17 protein-coding genes are annotated in these 18,050 nt (G+C 33.7%); 7 read left to right on the top strand and 10 right to left on the bottom strand.

What is annotated here, in order from left to right; translation table 11 throughout:
* Positions 1 to 9: 9 nt before the first annotated feature.
* Positions 10 to 474 (top strand): NfeD family protein, encoded by a 465-nt coding sequence (locus tag H3T54_RS07925; RefSeq protein ID WP_198221897.1) that lies wholly within the window; start codon positions 10 to 12, stop codon positions 472 to 474.
* Positions 475 to 721: 247 nt separating this feature from the next.
* On the opposite strand, the gene H3T54_RS07930 is transcribed toward H3T54_RS07925, so the two are convergent.
* From H3T54_RS07930 to dapD, 7 genes are all read right to left on the bottom strand, one after another.
* Entirely contained in the window at positions 722 to 2,392 is a 1,671-nt protein-coding gene (locus tag H3T54_RS07930) for a bifunctional UDP-sugar hydrolase/5'-nucleotidase (RefSeq protein ID WP_198221899.1), read from the bottom strand.
* A gap of 247 nt (positions 2,393 to 2,639) precedes the next feature.
* Positions 2,640 to 4,787, bottom strand: coding sequence for a carbon starvation CstA family protein (locus tag H3T54_RS07935; RefSeq protein ID WP_232351540.1), 2,148 nt, complete (start codon positions 4,785 to 4,787; stop codon positions 2,640 to 2,642).
* A 286-nt stretch (positions 4,788 to 5,073) separates the two neighbouring features.
* A complete protein-coding gene (gene btsR / locus H3T54_RS07940; RefSeq protein WP_110448330.1) occupies positions 5,074 to 5,793 on the bottom strand; it encodes a two-component system response regulator BtsR in 720 nt (239 codons plus the stop codon).
* Entirely contained in the window at positions 5,793 to 7,487 is a 1,695-nt protein-coding gene (locus H3T54_RS07945) for a sensor histidine kinase (protein ID WP_198221901.1), read from the bottom strand. The genes btsR and H3T54_RS07945 overlap by 1 nt, the downstream gene beginning before the upstream one ends.
* A gap of 53 nt (positions 7,488 to 7,540) precedes the next feature.
* Positions 7,541 to 9,817: a beta-glucosidase BglX gene (gene bglX, locus H3T54_RS07950; RefSeq protein WP_198199143.1), complete on the bottom strand. Its 2,277-nt coding sequence runs from the start codon at positions 9,815 to 9,817 to the stop codon at positions 7,541 to 7,543.
* Positions 9,818 to 10,065: 248 nt separating this feature from the next.
* Entirely contained in the window at positions 10,066 to 10,557 is a 492-nt protein-coding gene (locus H3T54_RS07955; protein WP_034903574.1) for a YajQ family cyclic di-GMP-binding protein, read from the bottom strand.
* Positions 10,558 to 10,664: 107 nt separating this feature from the next.
* On the bottom strand, positions 10,665 to 11,489 hold the full coding sequence (gene dapD / locus H3T54_RS07960; RefSeq protein ID WP_065563367.1) for a 2,3,4,5-tetrahydropyridine-2,6-dicarboxylate N-succinyltransferase: 825 nt from the start codon (positions 11,487 to 11,489) through the stop codon (positions 10,665 to 10,667).
* A 219-nt stretch (positions 11,490 to 11,708) separates the two neighbouring features.
* Between dapD and H3T54_RS07965 the strand changes: the two genes are divergently transcribed.
* The 4 genes from H3T54_RS07965 to H3T54_RS07980 are packed head-to-tail and all read left to right on the top strand — an operon-like array spanning position 11,709 to position 13,479.
* The gene (locus H3T54_RS07965) at positions 11,709 to 12,185 is read left to right on the top strand and encodes a prepilin-type N-terminal cleavage/methylation domain-containing protein (protein ID WP_198221903.1); all 477 of its coding nucleotides are present in this window, start codon (positions 11,709 to 11,711) and stop codon (positions 12,183 to 12,185) included.
* A complete protein-coding gene (locus H3T54_RS07970) occupies positions 12,179 to 12,742 on the top strand; it encodes a prepilin peptidase-dependent protein (RefSeq protein ID WP_198221905.1) in 564 nt (187 codons plus the stop codon). The genes H3T54_RS07965 and H3T54_RS07970 overlap by 7 nt, the downstream gene beginning before the upstream one ends.
* A gap of 40 nt (positions 12,743 to 12,782) precedes the next feature.
* On the top strand, positions 12,783 to 13,163 hold the full coding sequence (locus tag H3T54_RS07975) for a DUF2509 family protein (protein WP_198221907.1): 381 nt from the start codon (positions 12,783 to 12,785) through the stop codon (positions 13,161 to 13,163).
* Positions 13,156 to 13,479 carry a prepilin-type N-terminal cleavage/methylation domain-containing protein gene (locus tag H3T54_RS07980; protein ID WP_198221909.1) on the top strand — a complete coding sequence of 108 codons (324 nt, stop codon included), beginning with the start codon at positions 13,156 to 13,158 and terminating at the stop codon, positions 13,477 to 13,479. The genes H3T54_RS07975 and H3T54_RS07980 overlap by 8 nt, the downstream gene beginning before the upstream one ends.
* On the opposite strand, the gene H3T54_RS07985 is transcribed toward H3T54_RS07980, so the two are convergent.
* The 3 genes from H3T54_RS07985 to H3T54_RS07995 form a co-directional block, all read right to left on the bottom strand.
* The gene (locus H3T54_RS07985; RefSeq protein WP_198221911.1) at positions 13,451 to 13,702 is read right to left on the bottom strand and encodes a hypothetical protein; all 252 of its coding nucleotides are present in this window, start codon (positions 13,700 to 13,702) and stop codon (positions 13,451 to 13,453) included. The genes H3T54_RS07980 and H3T54_RS07985 overlap by 29 nt on opposite strands.
* Before the next feature lie 31 nt (positions 13,703 to 13,733).
* Positions 13,734 to 14,270 (bottom strand): LysR family transcriptional regulator, encoded by a 537-nt coding sequence (locus H3T54_RS07990; RefSeq protein WP_198222032.1) that lies wholly within the window; start codon positions 14,268 to 14,270, stop codon positions 13,734 to 13,736.
* 369 nt (positions 14,271 to 14,639) lie between these two features.
* Positions 14,640 to 15,389, bottom strand: coding sequence for an alpha/beta fold hydrolase (locus tag H3T54_RS07995; protein ID WP_198221913.1), 750 nt, complete (start codon positions 15,387 to 15,389; stop codon positions 14,640 to 14,642).
* 122 nt (positions 15,390 to 15,511) lie between these two features.
* Between H3T54_RS07995 and H3T54_RS08000 the strand changes: the two genes are divergently transcribed.
* Positions 15,512 to 17,452 carry an exoribonuclease II gene (locus H3T54_RS08000; protein WP_198221915.1) on the top strand — a complete coding sequence of 647 codons (1,941 nt, stop codon included), beginning with the start codon at positions 15,512 to 15,514 and terminating at the stop codon, positions 17,450 to 17,452.
* A gap of 188 nt (positions 17,453 to 17,640) precedes the next feature.
* Positions 17,641 to 17,883, top strand: a complete 243-nt coding sequence (locus tag H3T54_RS08005) for a YecH family metal-binding protein (RefSeq protein WP_110448341.1) — start codon at positions 17,641 to 17,643, stop codon at positions 17,881 to 17,883.
* Positions 17,884 to 18,050 lie beyond the last annotated feature (167 nt).

Consider the following 18,050-nt stretch of genomic DNA (forward strand, 5'->3'; position numbering starts at 1 on the left):
TAACAACCAATGACAGATTTTTTAATGGTTATTTATGATTCTCCTCACTGGGTATTTTTTGCTTTAGGCGGTATTTTGCTGATAGCTGAATTATTAGGAACTGGCGGATATGCACTTTGGAGTGGAATGGCAGCCATTATTGTTGGCTTGATTGCTTGGATTTTACCACTGTCTTGGCCTGTTTTATGGATTTTGTTTGCTATTTTTACGTTAATATCAGCTTATCTTTGGTGGGCTTGGTTAAAAAAACGCGATAATAACAAATCAAGTAAAGTTGAAATTAATCAACCACAACAAGAATTAATTGGCATTAGAACAATCGTTACCGAAGCCATTACTAATGGTTCAGGTCGAGTAAAAATCAAAGACGGCACATGGTCAGCAAAATGTAATCAAGATCTAGAAGTAGGTCATCCTGTTGAGGTTGTTGCAGTTGAGGGCATAATACTGAAAGTAAAAGCACTCAATAAATAAATTAATAATTAAATACGAGTCAATGACTCGTATTTTTTTGTTTATCATAAAAAATAATCAATCAGATAAACCGATTATTAAATATCTTCTATAGTAAAAATTCATGGTAATTATCATAATAAGATAATTACTGTTAATCCAGCTTCAATATAAAATTTAAAGTGCTTAAGTACTTATAACAGTAATTATCATTTTTACTAAAAACTAGTGTAAAAATAAGCCAATAAGAATGCTAACACTAATTCGATTATTTAGGATCAATACCAATAACTTTCCAATTATTATTTGATTCATCGGTAATCTTACCTTTCTTCACATCGGTAATATATTTAATGGTCATATTACGAATGGTACCTTCTTCATCACCTAATGCCGTGCGAGAATTCCAAATTGGCTCGACTCGGCGCCCTTCTAATGGACCACCTTTTTTCACCAGCATTTCATAACGATAAGCATTCATACCTAGTTTGAGTTTCATATCATCAGTAATAACTTTACCATTTAAAAGTGTTAGATTTTTAATTCGATTTCCTACTGGTTCACTTAAATCAATAATATATTTAACGCCACCAAACATATCATAAGTCATATATTTAGATGCGCCTCGCACTGAATCATATTGATAATTTTTATCCGTTGGTTGTACTTGAGCAAAATATGCCGCAGACCATTCCATATAATCTTTAAGATCCTTCCCTGTAACTTCAAAAATAGAGGTTTCACCAGCAGTATATTGATAATTGTTAGCAATATCTTTGCGAGCAATTGGCCCTTTATTTAATATCGCTTTTTTATTATCGACTAAAACCGCAGTCACATCCGCACCGCTATAATAAATTTGTACAGAATTAAGTAAATTAGTTAAACCACTTTCTTGCAAGTAAACCGCTGGTATACCATGTATTATCTCTTGTGGTACAAGATCTTTATCTGTTTCACCAATAACTTGATTAGAAATTTCTCTTAATTGTTGATGATAAGGTGAATAAATTTTTTCGATTTCAGAATCAGCTGGATAAGTTTTTACTGGTAATGTTTGCGATTTTTTTGCTTTTAAGGTTTTTTTATTGCCATCAATATCAAATTTAAGATCAACCACCGATACTACTGTTCCATAGCGATGAGGTTCAGTAATAACCACATTATTAATGACTTTTTCACTAATATTTTGATGATTATGTCCGGCAATAATTATGTCAATTTCAGGTAATTGATTAGCAACATCGGCAACACCTGTACCAGGTTTATTGTTTTCATTATCTAATCCCATATGGGTAACTAAAACAATAGCATCAACTGATTGTTGTTTGAGATTAGCAATTTGTTTTTTTATTTCCGGTATTGGCATGGTAAATTCCATTTGATTTACATAGCCAGTTTTATTCTCGTATTCAGGAACAAAAGGGGTAGTTGCACCAATAAAGCCAATTTTAATACCTTCTTTCTCAATAATGGTTGTGGCGGGTAAATAAGGTTTACCGGAATCTTTATAATAAATATTAGCAGCTAAAGATTGGCCTTTAAATTCAGAAATAACTTTATCGACTATCGGCATACCAAAATTAAATTCATGATTGCCAAGTACCATAATGTCATAATGCATGGCATTTAATGCCGCAATAGCCGGATGATTTTGCACATTATGAAATCGTTCAATTTGATTATCTTGAATAATATCACCAGCATCAACCACAATGACATTTTCATGTAGTGAACGGTACTCCTTTAAAAACGAAGATATCTGCGCATAAGAGCCTGAAGAGTCTGCTTTGTCAGTACCATAATCCCATGGTAACATTCGCCCATGCACATCTGACGTTGCTAAAATAGCAACATCAACTTCTTTTGCATTAACCTGAAATACACAACCTAATATGAATAAACTGCTTAACAAAGCACGTTTTTTGCTTACCAACATCCTTATCTCCTATCACTATTATGTAAATTTAACATCCTAATTAATTTAAATCATTTTTATAAAAACAGTCTATTATTCTAAATTATTATTTTTTCAATTAAAGCGTTTTTATAAAAAACAAGATGCTTAATCAGTGATAAAAAATGCCTAACGATAGTGACTATTGTTAGGCAAAATAAGGAGTACGAAAGTTATTTTCATAAACAGACAGAATGTTACTTTAATTCAACATTCTGTTTACTGTTAATTAATGTGACATCGTAGTTTTAACACCACCTTCAGGAATAGGCACATAAGCGGTTTCTTTATCAGTTCTTTGTTTATTATTACGCACTTTAAGTGCAGTTTTAATACCAAAGAAGATAATGCTATACACAACCACTAAGAACAAGATACTTAAACCGGCGTTAGTGTAGTTATTAATGACAATATGATGCATATTATCAATTTGTTGTGCAGTTAATTCGCTGCCTTCGGCAATACGACGATTATACTCATTAGCTAAATAGAAGAATCCTTCTAAATTAGGATCATTACTAAATAGTTTAAGTGCCAATGCCCAAGTAGTACAAATCAATAACCAAACGGCAGGAATAATAGTCACCCAAACAAATTGAGCTCGTTTCATTTTAATTAATACAACTGTAGCTAATACTAATGCTACGGCTGCTAACATTTGGTTTGAAATACCAAATAATGGCCATAAGCTCTTAACACCGCCTAATGGATCAACCACACCTTGGTAAAGTAGATATCCCCATAAACCAACACATCCTAAAGTACCAATAAAGCCAGCAATAAGTGAATCAGTTTTTTTCAAGAATGGTACAAAGTTACCTAATAAGTCTTGCAACATGAAACGTCCAGAACGAGTTCCTGCATCAAGCGCTGTTAAAATAAATAGAGCTTCAAATAAGATACCAAAGTGATACCAGAAGCCCATATTTGCACCAGGAAGAATTTGATGGAACACATGTGCAATACCTACGGCTAAGGTAGGTGCACCACCAGCACGATTTAACACTGATGGTTCGCCAATATCTTTGGCTGTTTGTAAAATTTGCTCAGGTGAAATCACAAATCCCCACGAACTAACTGTAGCCGCAGCATGTGCAGTCACATCTTGCAGTTGAGACATTATCATCGCCGCATCGCCAGTACCTAATTTATGTAAATCAGGCATAGTTATTCCTAGCGCAGCTGGTGGAGTATTCATAGCAAAATATAAACCTGGCTCAATAATTGATGCAGCTACTAAAGCCATAATAGCCACGAAAGATTCCATTAACATAGCGCCGTAACCGATAAAACGTGCATCAGTTTCATTAGCAAGTAATTTTGGCGTTGTACCTGATGAAATTAAGGCATGGAAACCAGAAACAGCACCACAAGCAATAGTAATAAATAAGAATGGGAATAAAGAACCTTTCCAAACAGGACCTGTACCATCAACATATTTAGTTACATCTGGCATTTTTAAATCAGGATTTAAAATAACAATACCAATAGCTAAACCAACGATTACACCAATTTTTAAGAAAGTGGCGAGATAATCACGCGGTGCTAAAATTAACCATACTGGCAACATCGCAGAAACTAATGCATAACCAACTAAAGTAAAAGTAATCGTGGTTGCTTTGAAAGTTAATGCTGGTCCCCAATATGGGTCATGAGCAATAACACCACCAAACCAGATAGATAAGATGAGTAATACAATACCAATTATTGAAACCTCTAAAACACGACCCGGTCGGAGGTATCGCATATAAATACCCATAAATAATGCGATTGGCACGGTAGAACAAACAGTAAATACGCCCCAAGGACTTTCAGCTAATGCGTTAACAACAATCAATGCCAATACAGCTAAAATAATTAGCATGATTAAGAAACAACCAAATAAGGCAATTGTTCCAGGAATTGGTCCCATTTCATCTTTTATCATTTCACCTAATGAAGCCCCTTTACGGCGTGATGATAAAAATAGCACCATAAAGTCTTGTACTGCACCAGCAAATACCACACCAGCCAATAACCATAGAGTACCCGGTAAATAACCTACTTGTGCTGCAAGTACAGGGCCTACAAGCGGTCCAGCACCGGCTATTGCCGCAAAATGGTGTCCAAATAAGACATATTTATTGGTTGGAACATAATTTAAGCCATCATTATTGATAACTGCCGGTGTCGCTCGTGTCGGATCTAACTGCATTACTTTATTGGCGATATATAAACTATAATATCGATAAGCAACGAGATAAACGGACACTGCAGCAGCAACAATCCACAATGCACTAATATGTTCCCCTCGACGTAGTGCGATGACAGCTAAACAGCATGCACCAACGATAGCAAGAATAACCCAAGGTATATGCTTTAGTATTCTATTATTCATAATAATTCTCTTTATCGCTTTAAGATTAATATCATCTATTTAATTTTTAACTTAATTATATAGTTAAAAAGGTAGATAAAATTTATTGATATTAACTTCAAATTGTTTTTGAATTTGGTTGTATTGAATCATGAGATAAAGCTTACTTTATGCTCAAGGGTATAGTAATTTTTTAGTTAATTGAATGGTATAGGAAATTTAGTTACAGGTTGAAACGACTATATGAGTGGTTAAAAATGGTTGGTAAACGGTATCTCTATAGATGAAATAAACCCAGATAAAATGATTATAGTCCTAATATCTCTTTAAGCGATTTTAAATATCGACGACTCACAGGCACAGCAACATCATTATTTAAAATAATATCAACACTACCTGCTTCATTAAAACGAATCTCTTTTAACTTTTTTAAATTAACTAAATATTGTCTATGGCAACGAATAAGCGAGGTTTTATCTTCTAACGTTTTTAGTGTCAGTTCAGTAAAATATTCATTATTATTTTGATTAAAAACATAAATACCACAGACTTTAGATGAAATATAAAAAACATCATCATTAGATAGTAAATAAATTCGATTATGACCAATACAAGGTATATATTTTAACTGTTGATCAATGCCTGATAATTGATTTATATCAGCTACAGGACATTTTTTGTGTAAGCGGCTTAATGTTTTATTTAGCCTATCTTGTTCAATAGGTTTTAATAGGTAATCAAAAGCTTGTTCTTCAAAGGCTTTTACAGCAAACTCACTATAAGCAGTTAAAAAAACAATATGAGGCATAGTTTGTGGATCAAGCATTGATAACATTTCAAGACCATTTATCTTCGGCATTTGAATATCAAGAAAAACAACATCAGGCGCTAACCGATGAATTTCACGTATAGCATCCATTGCATTATTACATTCTGCGACAATATTAATTTGGCTATCGTTGTCTAGCAAACAACGTAAATTTTCGCGAGCAAGTAATTCATCATCAACAATAATCACATTTAACATTAAACTACGACATCCTCTAGCAAAGGCAAAGATAACATTACATTTGTATATTCGTCTGGTATACAGATTATCTTTATACCATAGTTTTCACCATAGCGGATCTTAATTCGTTTATCTACTAAATTAAGACCAAGCCCTTTATTATCTTTTTTATTTTCTCGATAATTACCTGCATTATCAATAACCTCTAAAATTAAAGTCTGATCATTTTCATAGGCTCTAATCGTTACTTCTCCTTGACTAATTAATTGTGATGTACCATGTTTAATGGCATTTTCCACAATTGGTTGTAATGAAAATGCTGGTAATTGCGCATATTCGAGTTGTTCAGGAATATCAAAATTTATACTTAACTGCTCCATAAAACGCATTTTTTCGATCTGTAGGTAAGCATTTACATGCTCTATTTCATCTCTTAACGTTACTATTTCATCAGTACGTTTTAAGTTTTTACGGAAAAAAGTTGATAAGTTTTGCACTAATTGCGATGCTTGTTCTTTATCACGCCTAATAATAGCCAGTAAAGTATTTAAGGCATTAAATAAGAAGTGAGGATTTACTTGGGCATGTAATAGTTTAATCTCAGTTTTAGACAATAACTGTTTGTAGTACTCATTTTGCCCGGCCAATATTTGCGCAGATAACAAGCTGGCAATACCTTCACCTAAAGTTCTATTTATTGAGCTAAATAATGTATTTTTACCTTCATAAAGTTTAATAGTACCAACTACATTATCATTTTCACCACGCAGAGGAATAACCAAAGTTGCACCTAAACGACAATTTTTATTAATTGAACATTGATAAGGTTGATGTGTACCATCAAGATATTTAACATCATTTTGCTCAATTGCTTCTAAAGTAACATTTGAAGTAATTTGAGTACCAGGTAGATGATGATCGTCACCTACCCCAATAAAAGCAAGAATTTTTTCTCTATCTGTTATAGCTACAGCGCCAATATCTAATTGTTGATAAATAATTTCTGCAACTTTAGTACTATTTTCTTGATTGAAGCCTTCGCGCAATAGACCTTCAGTACTCACTGCGATTTTAAGAGCCTTGGCAGAAAAAGCCGATGTATAACGTTCAAAAATCGCCCGTCTATCTAGTAAAATTCGCATAAACATTGCAGCGCCAATACTATTAGCAACAATCATCGGTGCAGCAATACTACGCACTGCATGTAGAACAACATCAAAAGGTCTCGATATTAATAGTACTTGAATCATTTCTAACGATTCAACAAAAACACCTAATACTCCGACTAAAAATGGATTATAGACTAAATCAATTCGACCTCTTTTCATTAAGGTATAGTGAAATAGCCCACTAATTAAACCTGTCAAGATAGTCGATAACATACAACTTTCAGCTGTAATACCACCTAATGTATAACGATGAATACCACCAGTTAAGCCAACTAAAAGGCCTACTACTGGACCACCAAGCAACCCTCCTAAAATAGCGCCAATAGCACGAGTATTCGCAATAGTATCTTCAATATGTAAACCAAAATAGCTACCCATAATGCAAAATAAAGAAAAAATAAAATAACAGACTAATTTATGAGGTAAATGGATGGTGACTTGCATTAAAGGAATAACAATTGGGGTTTTACTTAACAAATAAGCAATAACCAAATACACGCACATCTGCTGTAAAAGCTGTAGTACAAGATCAAACTCAAACATAACAATAACCACGGCACAAAACCGCCGACCAAAGTCGACGGAAAATGCTAACTTTAATTATCAAGTAAAGTAAATGTTTGCTTATCTTTAGTTGTAGAATCTGCACCTACAAACACATTAAATTTACCAGGTTCTGCAACATATTGCATTTTATCATTCCAGAATTTTAACATGTCATATTTGATAACAAATTTTACTTGACCTTTTTCATGCGGTTTAAGAGTAATAAATTCAAAACCAATTAACTCTTTTACCGGTCGGCTTACTGATGCTGTCACATCTTGCAAATAGAACTGCACCACTTGTGAACCTTCTCTTTCACCAGTATTTTCCACATTAGCAATAACTTCAATTTCACCATTTGGTGACATTTCAGTTTTTGATAATGAAAAATCAATAGTAAAATCAGTATAACTTAAGCCAAAACCAAATGGAAATAAAGGCTCATTCGGGCTATCAAAGTAAGACGTTGTGTATTTACCCATATTAACTGTACCATGTGGTCGACCAGTTTTTAAATGGCTATAATAAACAGGGATCTGGCCAACATTATCTGGAAAAGACATAGGTAATTTAGCTGACGGATTATAATCACCAAACAGCACATCGGCCACAGCATTCCCGCCTTCAGTACCCAAAAACCAAGTTTCAAGCATAGCATCAGCTTGCTGATATTCTTCTTTCACAGTAAGTGGACGGCCATTCATTAAAGCAATAATAAGTGGTTTACCAGTGGCTTTTAATGCTTTAATTAATCGTTTTTGACTAGCTTGTAGATCAAGATCGGTTCGACTTGATGATTCATGAGCCATGCCTTGTGCTTCACCAACAAAAACCACAACGACATCTGATTTTTTAGCTTGAGCAACAGCTTCGGCTATCATCTTATTAGCGGGTCGTTTATCAAATTTGCTGCTTTCACCATATAAATTTAAGAATTTATCAAGGTTAGGATCATCAGAAAGATTCGCCCCCCAAGCATAGCTAACTAATTTGGGATTTGCAATGGCATTTTTAATGCCTTGCAACGGTGTTACCGCTAAATTAGCACGCCCAGCACCTGACCAGCTACCTAAAATATCTCGTTTTGAATCGGCCAATGGTCCAATGACAGCTATTTTTTTATTTTTGTCTAACGGTAATAAATTATTTTCATTTTTTAATAATACAATACTACGACGAGCTACATCTCTGGCTTCAGTACGATGTAGGCGATCGTTAGCAAACATAGTTTCAATATCAAAATTAGGATCTAAATTTCGATGCGGATTTTTAAACAACCCCATATCATATTTAAGCTCTAACACATGGCGACAAGCTTGATTAATCAGATCTTCTGAGATTGCACCTTCATCAACCAATTCTGGTAAAAACTGTAAAAAGTATTCATCATTCATACTCACATCAATACCAGCTTTGATAGCAATACGTACCGCATCTTTAGCATCCTGTGCAACGCCGTGATTAATTAATTCACGGATAGCACCATGGTCACTAACAACTACTCCATCAAAGTGCCATTGGTTGCGTAATACATCAGTTAATAACCAATGATTAGCTGTAGCAGGAATACCATTTACACTAACCAGCGCAACCATAACCGCTCGGCTACCGGCATCAATAGCCGCTTTATAAGGCACAAGATATTCTTGAAACATTTTGCGTTCACTCATATCGGTGCTGTTATATTCGCGTCCTGCTTCTACCGCACCATAAAGTGCAAAATGTTTAACCGTTGTGACTAATGATTTTTTATCAGCCAAGGATTGCTTTTGCATTTTTTCAACAAAAATTCGCCCTGCTTCTGAAGCTAAATAAGGATCTTCACCAAATCCTTCGGAAACTCGTCCCCACCTAGGATCACGAGTAATATCCACCATTGGCGCCCAAGTAACATTAAGTCCATCAGATGTAGCTTCATCAGCAGAGACCTCAGCCACTTTAGCGAAAGCATTACGATCCCAAGTTGCAGCTATACCTAAATTAATTGGAAATACTGTACGATGCCCATGAACAATATCAAAACCAAAATAAACCGGAATTTGGTTTGGTGATCTTAAAGCTCTTTCCTGCATTCTGGATAGATCGGGTTCCACAACAGTATTAAAAATGCCACCTATTTCACCAGCTTCTATTTGATCAAGTACTTTGTCTAAGGTTAGATCACCGCCGACACTAATTAACCGCAATTGCCCCACTTTTTCTTTAATAGTCATTTTTGATAATAAGTTATCAATAAATACTTTCTTTTCTTCGTCATTGGGATTTTGTGCAAATAAAGGACATGAAAAAATAAAAAAAACAAAAAAGAAAACTAATTTTTTCAGCATAATAAGTATTGTTATAATATAAGAGGATAGACAAGCAAATAGAATAACGTATTTAGTCAAAAAAATCTCGTTATTTGAAATAATGCCTCACCAAAAATAAAAATAAAAGCACATATTATTAAAAATTTAGCCGCAAAAAAGTGCTTTCCTCAAATTTTTTAAAAGTTGATTCTGTGAATAAATAAAAACATATTGCCGAATAATTTTGTCAAAACAATGTCGGCAATAATAAAGATTAGAATGATTGATTAGTCGCGGAAATTAGTAAATTGAAATGGTTGACCTAACTCACCATTTTTAACTAGTGCCATAGTTGCTTGTAAATCATCACGTGATTTTCCAGTAACCCGAACTTGGTCACCTTGTACTTGTGCTTGGACTTTAATTTTACTATCTTTGATTAATTTAACTATTTTTTTAGCTAATTCTTTATCGATACCTTGTTTCAGCTTAACTGTAATACTATAAAACTTACCACTATGTTCCATCTCTTCTGGAATTTCCAGCGCGCCACCATCAATACCACGCTTAGCTAACTTATCACGTAAAATATCCAGTAATTGTTGTACTTGGAAATCTGATTGGCTCGTCGCTTTGATAGTTTCATTTTTCTCATTAAGCTCAAATGATGCTTCGACATTTTTGAAATCCCAACGTGTTGCCAATTCTCGAGTCGCATTGTCGACCCCATTTTTGACTTCTGGCATTTGAATTTCTGATACAATATCAAAAGAAGGCATAAATTTTCCTCTTCTAATCGTTATAAGATATAACTCACTTTAAACAACTCATTTTATTGCTACCGTAACATTTACGGTAGCTTTAATAGATAGATAGATTAATAAAATTAATCAATAGTACGAAGTAATTCGTTAATACCGACCTTACCTAACGTTTTAGCATCTACTTTTTTAACGATTACTGCACAATAAAGGCTGTATTTACCATCTTTAGTTGGTAAGTTACCTGATACCACCACAGAACCAGCCGGTACGCGACCATAGTGAACTTCACCAGTTGCACGATCATAAATTTTAGTACTTTGTCCAATAAATACACCCATTGAGATAACGCTGCCCTCTTCGACAATCACACCTTCAACAATTTCACTACGAGCACCGATAAAACAGTTATCTTCAATAATAGTTGGATTTGCTTGTAATGGCTCTAATACACCACCAATACCAACGCCACCAGATAAATGGACATTTTTACCAATTTGTGCACATGAACCTACAGTTACCCATGTATCAACCATAGTCCCTTCATCAACATAAGCACCGATGTTGACGTAAGAAGGCATTAATACTGTATTGCGAGCTACATAAGCGCCTTTACGTGCAATTGCTGATGGAACAACGCGGAAACCTTCTTGTTGGAAACGCGCTTCATCATAATCAGCAAATTTTAACGGTACTTTGTCATAATAATTAGTTGCACCACCATCAATAAGTTGATTTTCATTAATACGGAATGAAAGCAACACTGCTTTTTTTAACCATTGATGAGTTACCCAATCGCCATTAATCTTTTCTGCGACACGCATTTTACCGCTGTCTAATAAAGCGATACATTGATTAATCGCATCACGTGTCACTGTATCAACATTTGAAGGGGTAATTTCAGCACGACGTTCAAATGCTGCCTCAATAATAGTTTGTAATTGTTGCATTTCTCGTTTCCTTTAACTTAAAGTCCGTTAGCAAATTTAATTGGTCTGACAGTATAATATAATATGCCGCTATTTTTAAGTGGTTTATCTTATCATTAAGATCTCTCAAAAAAAGTTAATTATTTGGAATACCTTTCACAAAATCTTAGTAAAAGTTAATACCGTGATTTTATTTGAATATAAAATTTAATTCTCATTAAATTTCTCAATAAAAAAATAATGCAAAACAGCGGATTTTCTTTATTAGAGCTTTTATTAGTTATCAGCATTAGTGCTATTTTGGCCGCAATTGGTGTACAACATTGGAAAGAATTACAACTGCGTAATGAACTAACAACCACCACAAAACAGCTAGCCTATTTTTTGGAAGAAGCTCAAGCAAGAGCTTACAACACTAATGAAAACTATCACGTATATTATTTTTTTAAGCCTTGGTGCATAAGTATTAGCAAGGGCGAAAAACCAACCACTTGCCAAGAAGGCACCGCCTATTTTATGAAGCCTAATAATTCTGTTGAATTGAGTGATTTAACTGATAAAAAAACCATCTCCTTTTGGGGCCGGAAAAATATGGCACAAACGGGGACAATCGAATTACACAACGCCATTGGTACCACGCAAATTATCATTTCTTATCGAGGGCGGATCCGATTTTGTAAGAAAAATAGTTATTTACCAGGACTACCGCGATGCTAAAACAAAATGGATTTTCATTATTTGAAATAATGTTAAGTATTGCATTTTCCAGTTTAATATTTATAGGTATCACCTCATTCTATAGTAAATTACAATCGATATTGTTGGAAAAAAATTTGCATATTCATTTAGAAAAAAATATTCATCAAGGTTTAGCTAGTATAACCAAAGATCTAAAACGTGCTGGATTTATTGCCAATAGCCCCGAAAAAATGAAACAATATCCAATTGAAATCAATACTTCAAACAATTGTTATATTTTCCGTTATGATAGTGAAATTCGCAATGATTGGATTTATGATCGTAATGCGCCAAGTAAATCAGACATCTTTGCTTATCGTTTCTACAAAAATAATTTGGAATATAAAGTAGGTTCAATAAGTTGTGAGGGTGTAAATTGGGAGAAAATATTCGATCCACATGACATTAAAATAACGCAATTTTTAATAAAACAGCAAAACAACTATTTTGTAATAAATATTAGAGCTCAATTAAAGAAAAACAAAAAAATAACCTATCAAACGGTAACCATTATCAAAAATGAAAATCCATTTTAATAAAAAAACAACGCAAGCCGAAGGTTTTAGCACGCTAATAATGGTAATTATCCTAACCATTGTCGGCCTCATTTTATTAACCGGTTTTCAGGCTCTAGTTAATTCATTAAAAAAAAACTATTTGATTGAGATTCAACATTATCGTCAGTTTAATCAAGCAAGCTCAAGTTTAAATTGGGCAAAAAAACAGGTATGGCAATCACCGAGTGAGCAATGGCAATGTTTATTAGATAATCAATATCAATTCAAGGCTTGCATCAAAAAATCACGATTAAAAATCGATAACTATACTCTACTGAGAGCTCAAGCTGATGACTATTATCTTTATATGTTAACGTTTTTTGCTGATAATCACTTGATTATTGAAAAAGGCCATTGGCTAGATTATTGTCCAGAAAAAAGGCTCGTTGATTGTGAATAGTAAAAATATAGCCGGATTCAGTTTAATTGAAGTCATGATTTCTTGCTTAATGTTTGCCATGATTATGCTAGGTTTTAGTGGTTATTTAACCGCAATCATTAGTCAACACCACTATTTCCAAAAACAGTTTAAAGCGGAACAAATCGCCTTTGCTTTACTTGATAGTTATCCTCATAATGTACAGCAAATCATACCAAATAATTGGCAATATCAAGTTTATAGCCAACCTTATGGTAGGTCTTGTCAGATGGTTTTTGTTAGCGTCACCCCTATTCATCACAAAACGATTAAACAACAACGTTTTTTATGTGATTAATATTCATGTCCAAAAATAAATCGCGCTTTTTATTTTCAATTCTTTTATTCCACGCCACGGCAATATCCCATCCCTGTTGCGCTAAATCTAGTGTGATGAGTTTCACACCTTTAGGTAAAAAATGACGAACACTAGCTGGCACAAAAGCAATTCCATTTTTAGCGGCAATTAACGCTAAAAGCGTAGGAAGATCATTAGTTGTTCCTCCTTGTATTAAAGTCACATTAATTCCTTCAAGCATTAATTGGGTTTGTTCAGTTAAACAAGGGGGCTAAATCTGGATTTATCTGCAATAACGGATGCGTTGCCAGTATCTCGTTAATATTACCGGAACTCTCTTTTACCTCAGTTGGTACCGCCAATACAATATACTCTTTAGATAATATAATTGAACGCAATGATTCTGGCACCGGCATCCGGACAAAACCAATATCTAGTTCACCTTGCATTAACAGATTTATTTGCTCACTAGAAGGTAGTTGTTTAGTCACAATATGACATTCAGGGGATCCATCAGAAAAAGTCCGAATCCATTTAGGCACCTGTTGAAAACAAGAGATACCAAAACCAATTGATAAGCATTCATTCGCTTTTTTCTTAATATTATCGGCAAATAACAGGAATTTCTGATGTTGTTGCAGTAGTTTTTTAGCTTCGGGATATAACACATTACCTATTGCAGTCAATGTTGTTCCATTCCGACCACGGATAAACAGTTTTTGATCGATGACTCGTTCAAAAGATTGAATTTGTTTAGTTAACGCTGGTTGTGTTATGAATAGCCGGTGCATATTGTGTCGGCATTGGTAATGCTGAACTGATCCAACATGGTGCACAAACCGCAATTGCTAATTTTTCTAAAATCAAAATTATGAACCAAAACAACAACGATACCAGTATCTGGTTAGATAATGAACATAAATTGATTTATAATAAATAAATTACACCATAAAGAATAAAAGAAATACGTATTGGCTAATACTGCTTATACTATGACTATTCATGTTGGTTGATTGAATTTACCAAACAACCAATCTTATTTTTTAGTGTTATTGCTTATTAAATCATGCAATCTTTAGTTTCAATTAAAAAATAAAAATCAGTAACCATCAATTAAGCAATTGCTGTACTGATTAATTTTATTGTTGAAATAATTATAATCAGTCAGCTAACCAATGATATAAATGTTGCAATACTTGCTCTGTTTTTTCAGCATGAACATTATGACCAGCGCCTTCTACAATATCAATTTGTGCATTGGGAAATTGATTAAATATAGCTGGATAATTTTCATCACTGATATAACTAGAATTACCACCGCCAATAAATAACGTTGGTATGGCACTGGCTGAAATAGTTTGCCAATCACAAATATTGGCATACTGATTAATAATTACATCAGCATTAAATAGCCAACGCTCACGTTTAAAGGATTTAAGCAAAAATAAAATCGTTGGTTCATTCAATCCATGTTGTCGCATAACTTCAGCGATTTGCTTTCTATCAACTAATTGTTGATCAATGCATTGTGCCAATGCTTTTATGACCGGAGTATTAATTGTTTGAGTATATTTAACTGGCGCAATATCAATTGCACAAATGTTGCTAATCAGTTGCGGAATAAGTTGGCTTAATTGTAAAGCAACTTTGCCACCCATTGAATGACCAATTAAGATTAAGTTCTGTAATTGCAAAACATGGCATAGTTCCGCGATATCTTCCGCCATAGCTTTATAGTTCATGATATTTGACCATGGCGATTGGCCATGATTACGTAAATCAACTTGTATAGTTTGATAATTTGCAACGAGGTCTTTAGCTAACATGTTTAAGTTATCTAAACTACCAAATAGCCCATGCATTAATAAAATCGGTTGTTTATTGCCTTGTAATTTATAATTTAATTTCATGTTTTAACTCTTTATTTATTGTAACTGACTTCAATAGCCAGTCATTGATGAACAATTCAATAACCCCAAAAGCATAAGTATGATAGAATTTAGTCTAAATTTTTCAATTAATATTAAGCCATATGTTTCAAAATAACCCATTACTCGCCCAACTTAAACAAGAATTTGCAGAACAAAAACCTCATGTTGAAGGTATCGTCCGAGCACACGAAAAAGGATTTGGTTTTTTAGATGTTGATAATAAAACAAATTATTTTATTCCTGTTGCCAAAATGAAGCAGCTTTGCCATGGAGATAAAGTATCGGGAACCATCATCAGCAATAATGATAAAGAGTCATTTGAACCTGAAATATTAATTGAAAGTAGCTTACAAAAATTTATTGGTAAAATCGGCTTTTTAGATCGCGCTATGGTGATTTATCCTGAAAATATGCCAACTAAGTTTGCTATACGTTGTCAAGTTAACACCGAAGTTAAGCAAAAATTAACCGAAGGTGATTGGGTTGTGGCAACATTACAATCGCATCCATTGCAAAAAGATAAACAACAATTTCTTGCTCAAGTAACACAATTTATCGCAAGTTCTGATTCAATTTATCAATTATGGTTGAAAACCTTAGCTCGTTACCAATTAGAGGATAATGCCCCCCAAGCTGAATCATTAATCATTTCTGAAAGTGAACAACAAAATCGACAAGATTTAACCAATGTGTCGTTTTTCACTATTGATAATGAAAATACCGAAGATATGGATGATGCGATTGCTATTTGCCACGATGAAATGGGTAATTATAACTTAATGATAGCCATTGCCGATCCTACGGCCTATATTTTACCTGATAGTGAGCTGGATAATATTGCCAAAGTTCGTAATTTTACAACTTATCTGCCCGATTTTAATATTCCAATGTTACCTAAACAATTGGCTGATGATCTATGCTCATTAAAAGCCAATCAAAAACGCCCAGCAATGGTATGTAAAATTCACCTAGATAAAACGGGACAATTTACTGCTGATGATATCCATTTCACCTCGGCTTGGATTGAATCCAAAGCTAAGCTTTGTTATAACAATGTTTCTAATTTCCTTGAAAATCAAAGTGATTTAAATTTTGCTAACACAGAAATCAAAACCCAATTGAAATTGTTAGCTGATCTAGCAAAAGTTCGTATCAATTGGCGACAACAAAATGCGTTAATTTTTAAAGCAAACAATGATTATCGATTTGTACTTGATGATAATCGCCAAGTGCAATCAATCCTCAAAGAAGAACGCGGCATCGCCAATAATATCGTTGAAGAAATGATGATTATTGCTAATTTAGCTTTGACCTTATATTTAACTGAAAAGATTGGTACCGGTGTCTTTAATACTCATTCAGGCTTTGATAGTAAGCACATTGAACAAATTTTAAAAATATTAGTTGATAATGGCATTTCTGATTTTGATAAAGAGTCACTAACTTCATTTGAAGGATATATTAGATTACGCCGATTAATTGATAATAATGATTTTCTATCAACTAAGTTGCGTAAATTCCAAAGTCCTGCTGATTTTTCGATAACGCCACAACCCCACTATGGTTTGGGTTTTTTGGCCTATGCCACTTGGACTTCACCAATTCGCAAATATGGTGATATGATAAACCATCGTTTACTTAAAGCTTCTCTTAAACAGCAACCATTCCCTGCACCAACTAACGAACAATTAGAAAGTATGGCAGATCGTCGTAAGAAATTACGTTTAGCTGAACGAGATATCGCCGAAAATCTTTATAGCCAATACTTATACGATAAACAAGAGCAATGTTTTACTGCTGAAATAGTTGACATTAATCGAGGTGGGGCCCGAGTTCGATTAACAGAGATAGGCGCATTCGCATTTTTACCACTATCAATGATTCATAACGCTCGTGATGAAATAACCTTAAATATTGATGAAGGTTCAATTAAAATTAAAGATGAACTGATACTTAAACTAGCTGACAAACTATCAGTTGTGATCCATCAGGTTAAAATTGAAAACCACTCAATTATTGTAAAAATCGGTGAAAATAAATAAAGATTATCTTGTGAATTTGTCTTTTTTCACTCTAATTATTTAACCCTGATAATAATCAGGGTTAATCTAAATACAATTAATGATTTTTTTAACATTTAACCTCTTTTTTTTATTAAAAATATCTGCTATCTTTCACCGCTTAAAAAATAATAATTAGAGCGAGATAAACCGCAATCTAGGAGAGGGAAATGATATCAATTCACGGTCATGAAGTACTACAGATGATGGATGGAAACAATTATACCGAATCATCTTTACTTAATGCTATCCATGAAAAATTTGGTACCGAAGCTAGATTTCATACCTGTTCTAACTCCGATATGAATGCCGAGCAGCTTATTGCTTTTTTAAAAGCAAAAGGAAAATTTAAGCCAGCTTTAACCGATGATTCACAATTTACTGTCGATATTAAAAAAATATGCCGACATTAAACAAAATCGGCAAACGAATATTTAGTGCGTTTTTTACTAAATTAATGTAATCATCTAGTGTTTTTAAAAGAATAAGAGTATATAATTTCGCGTTACGACTTCACTACAAAGTGTTAAGTTTCTCAACCTGAAATTTCAACTCAAGAATATGTTCATGGAATTTGATA

This window comes from Gilliamella sp. B14384G10, from assembly GCF_016101685.1.
GTDB classification, from domain to species: domain Bacteria; phylum Pseudomonadota; class Gammaproteobacteria; order Enterobacterales; family Orbaceae; genus Gilliamella; species Gilliamella apis_A.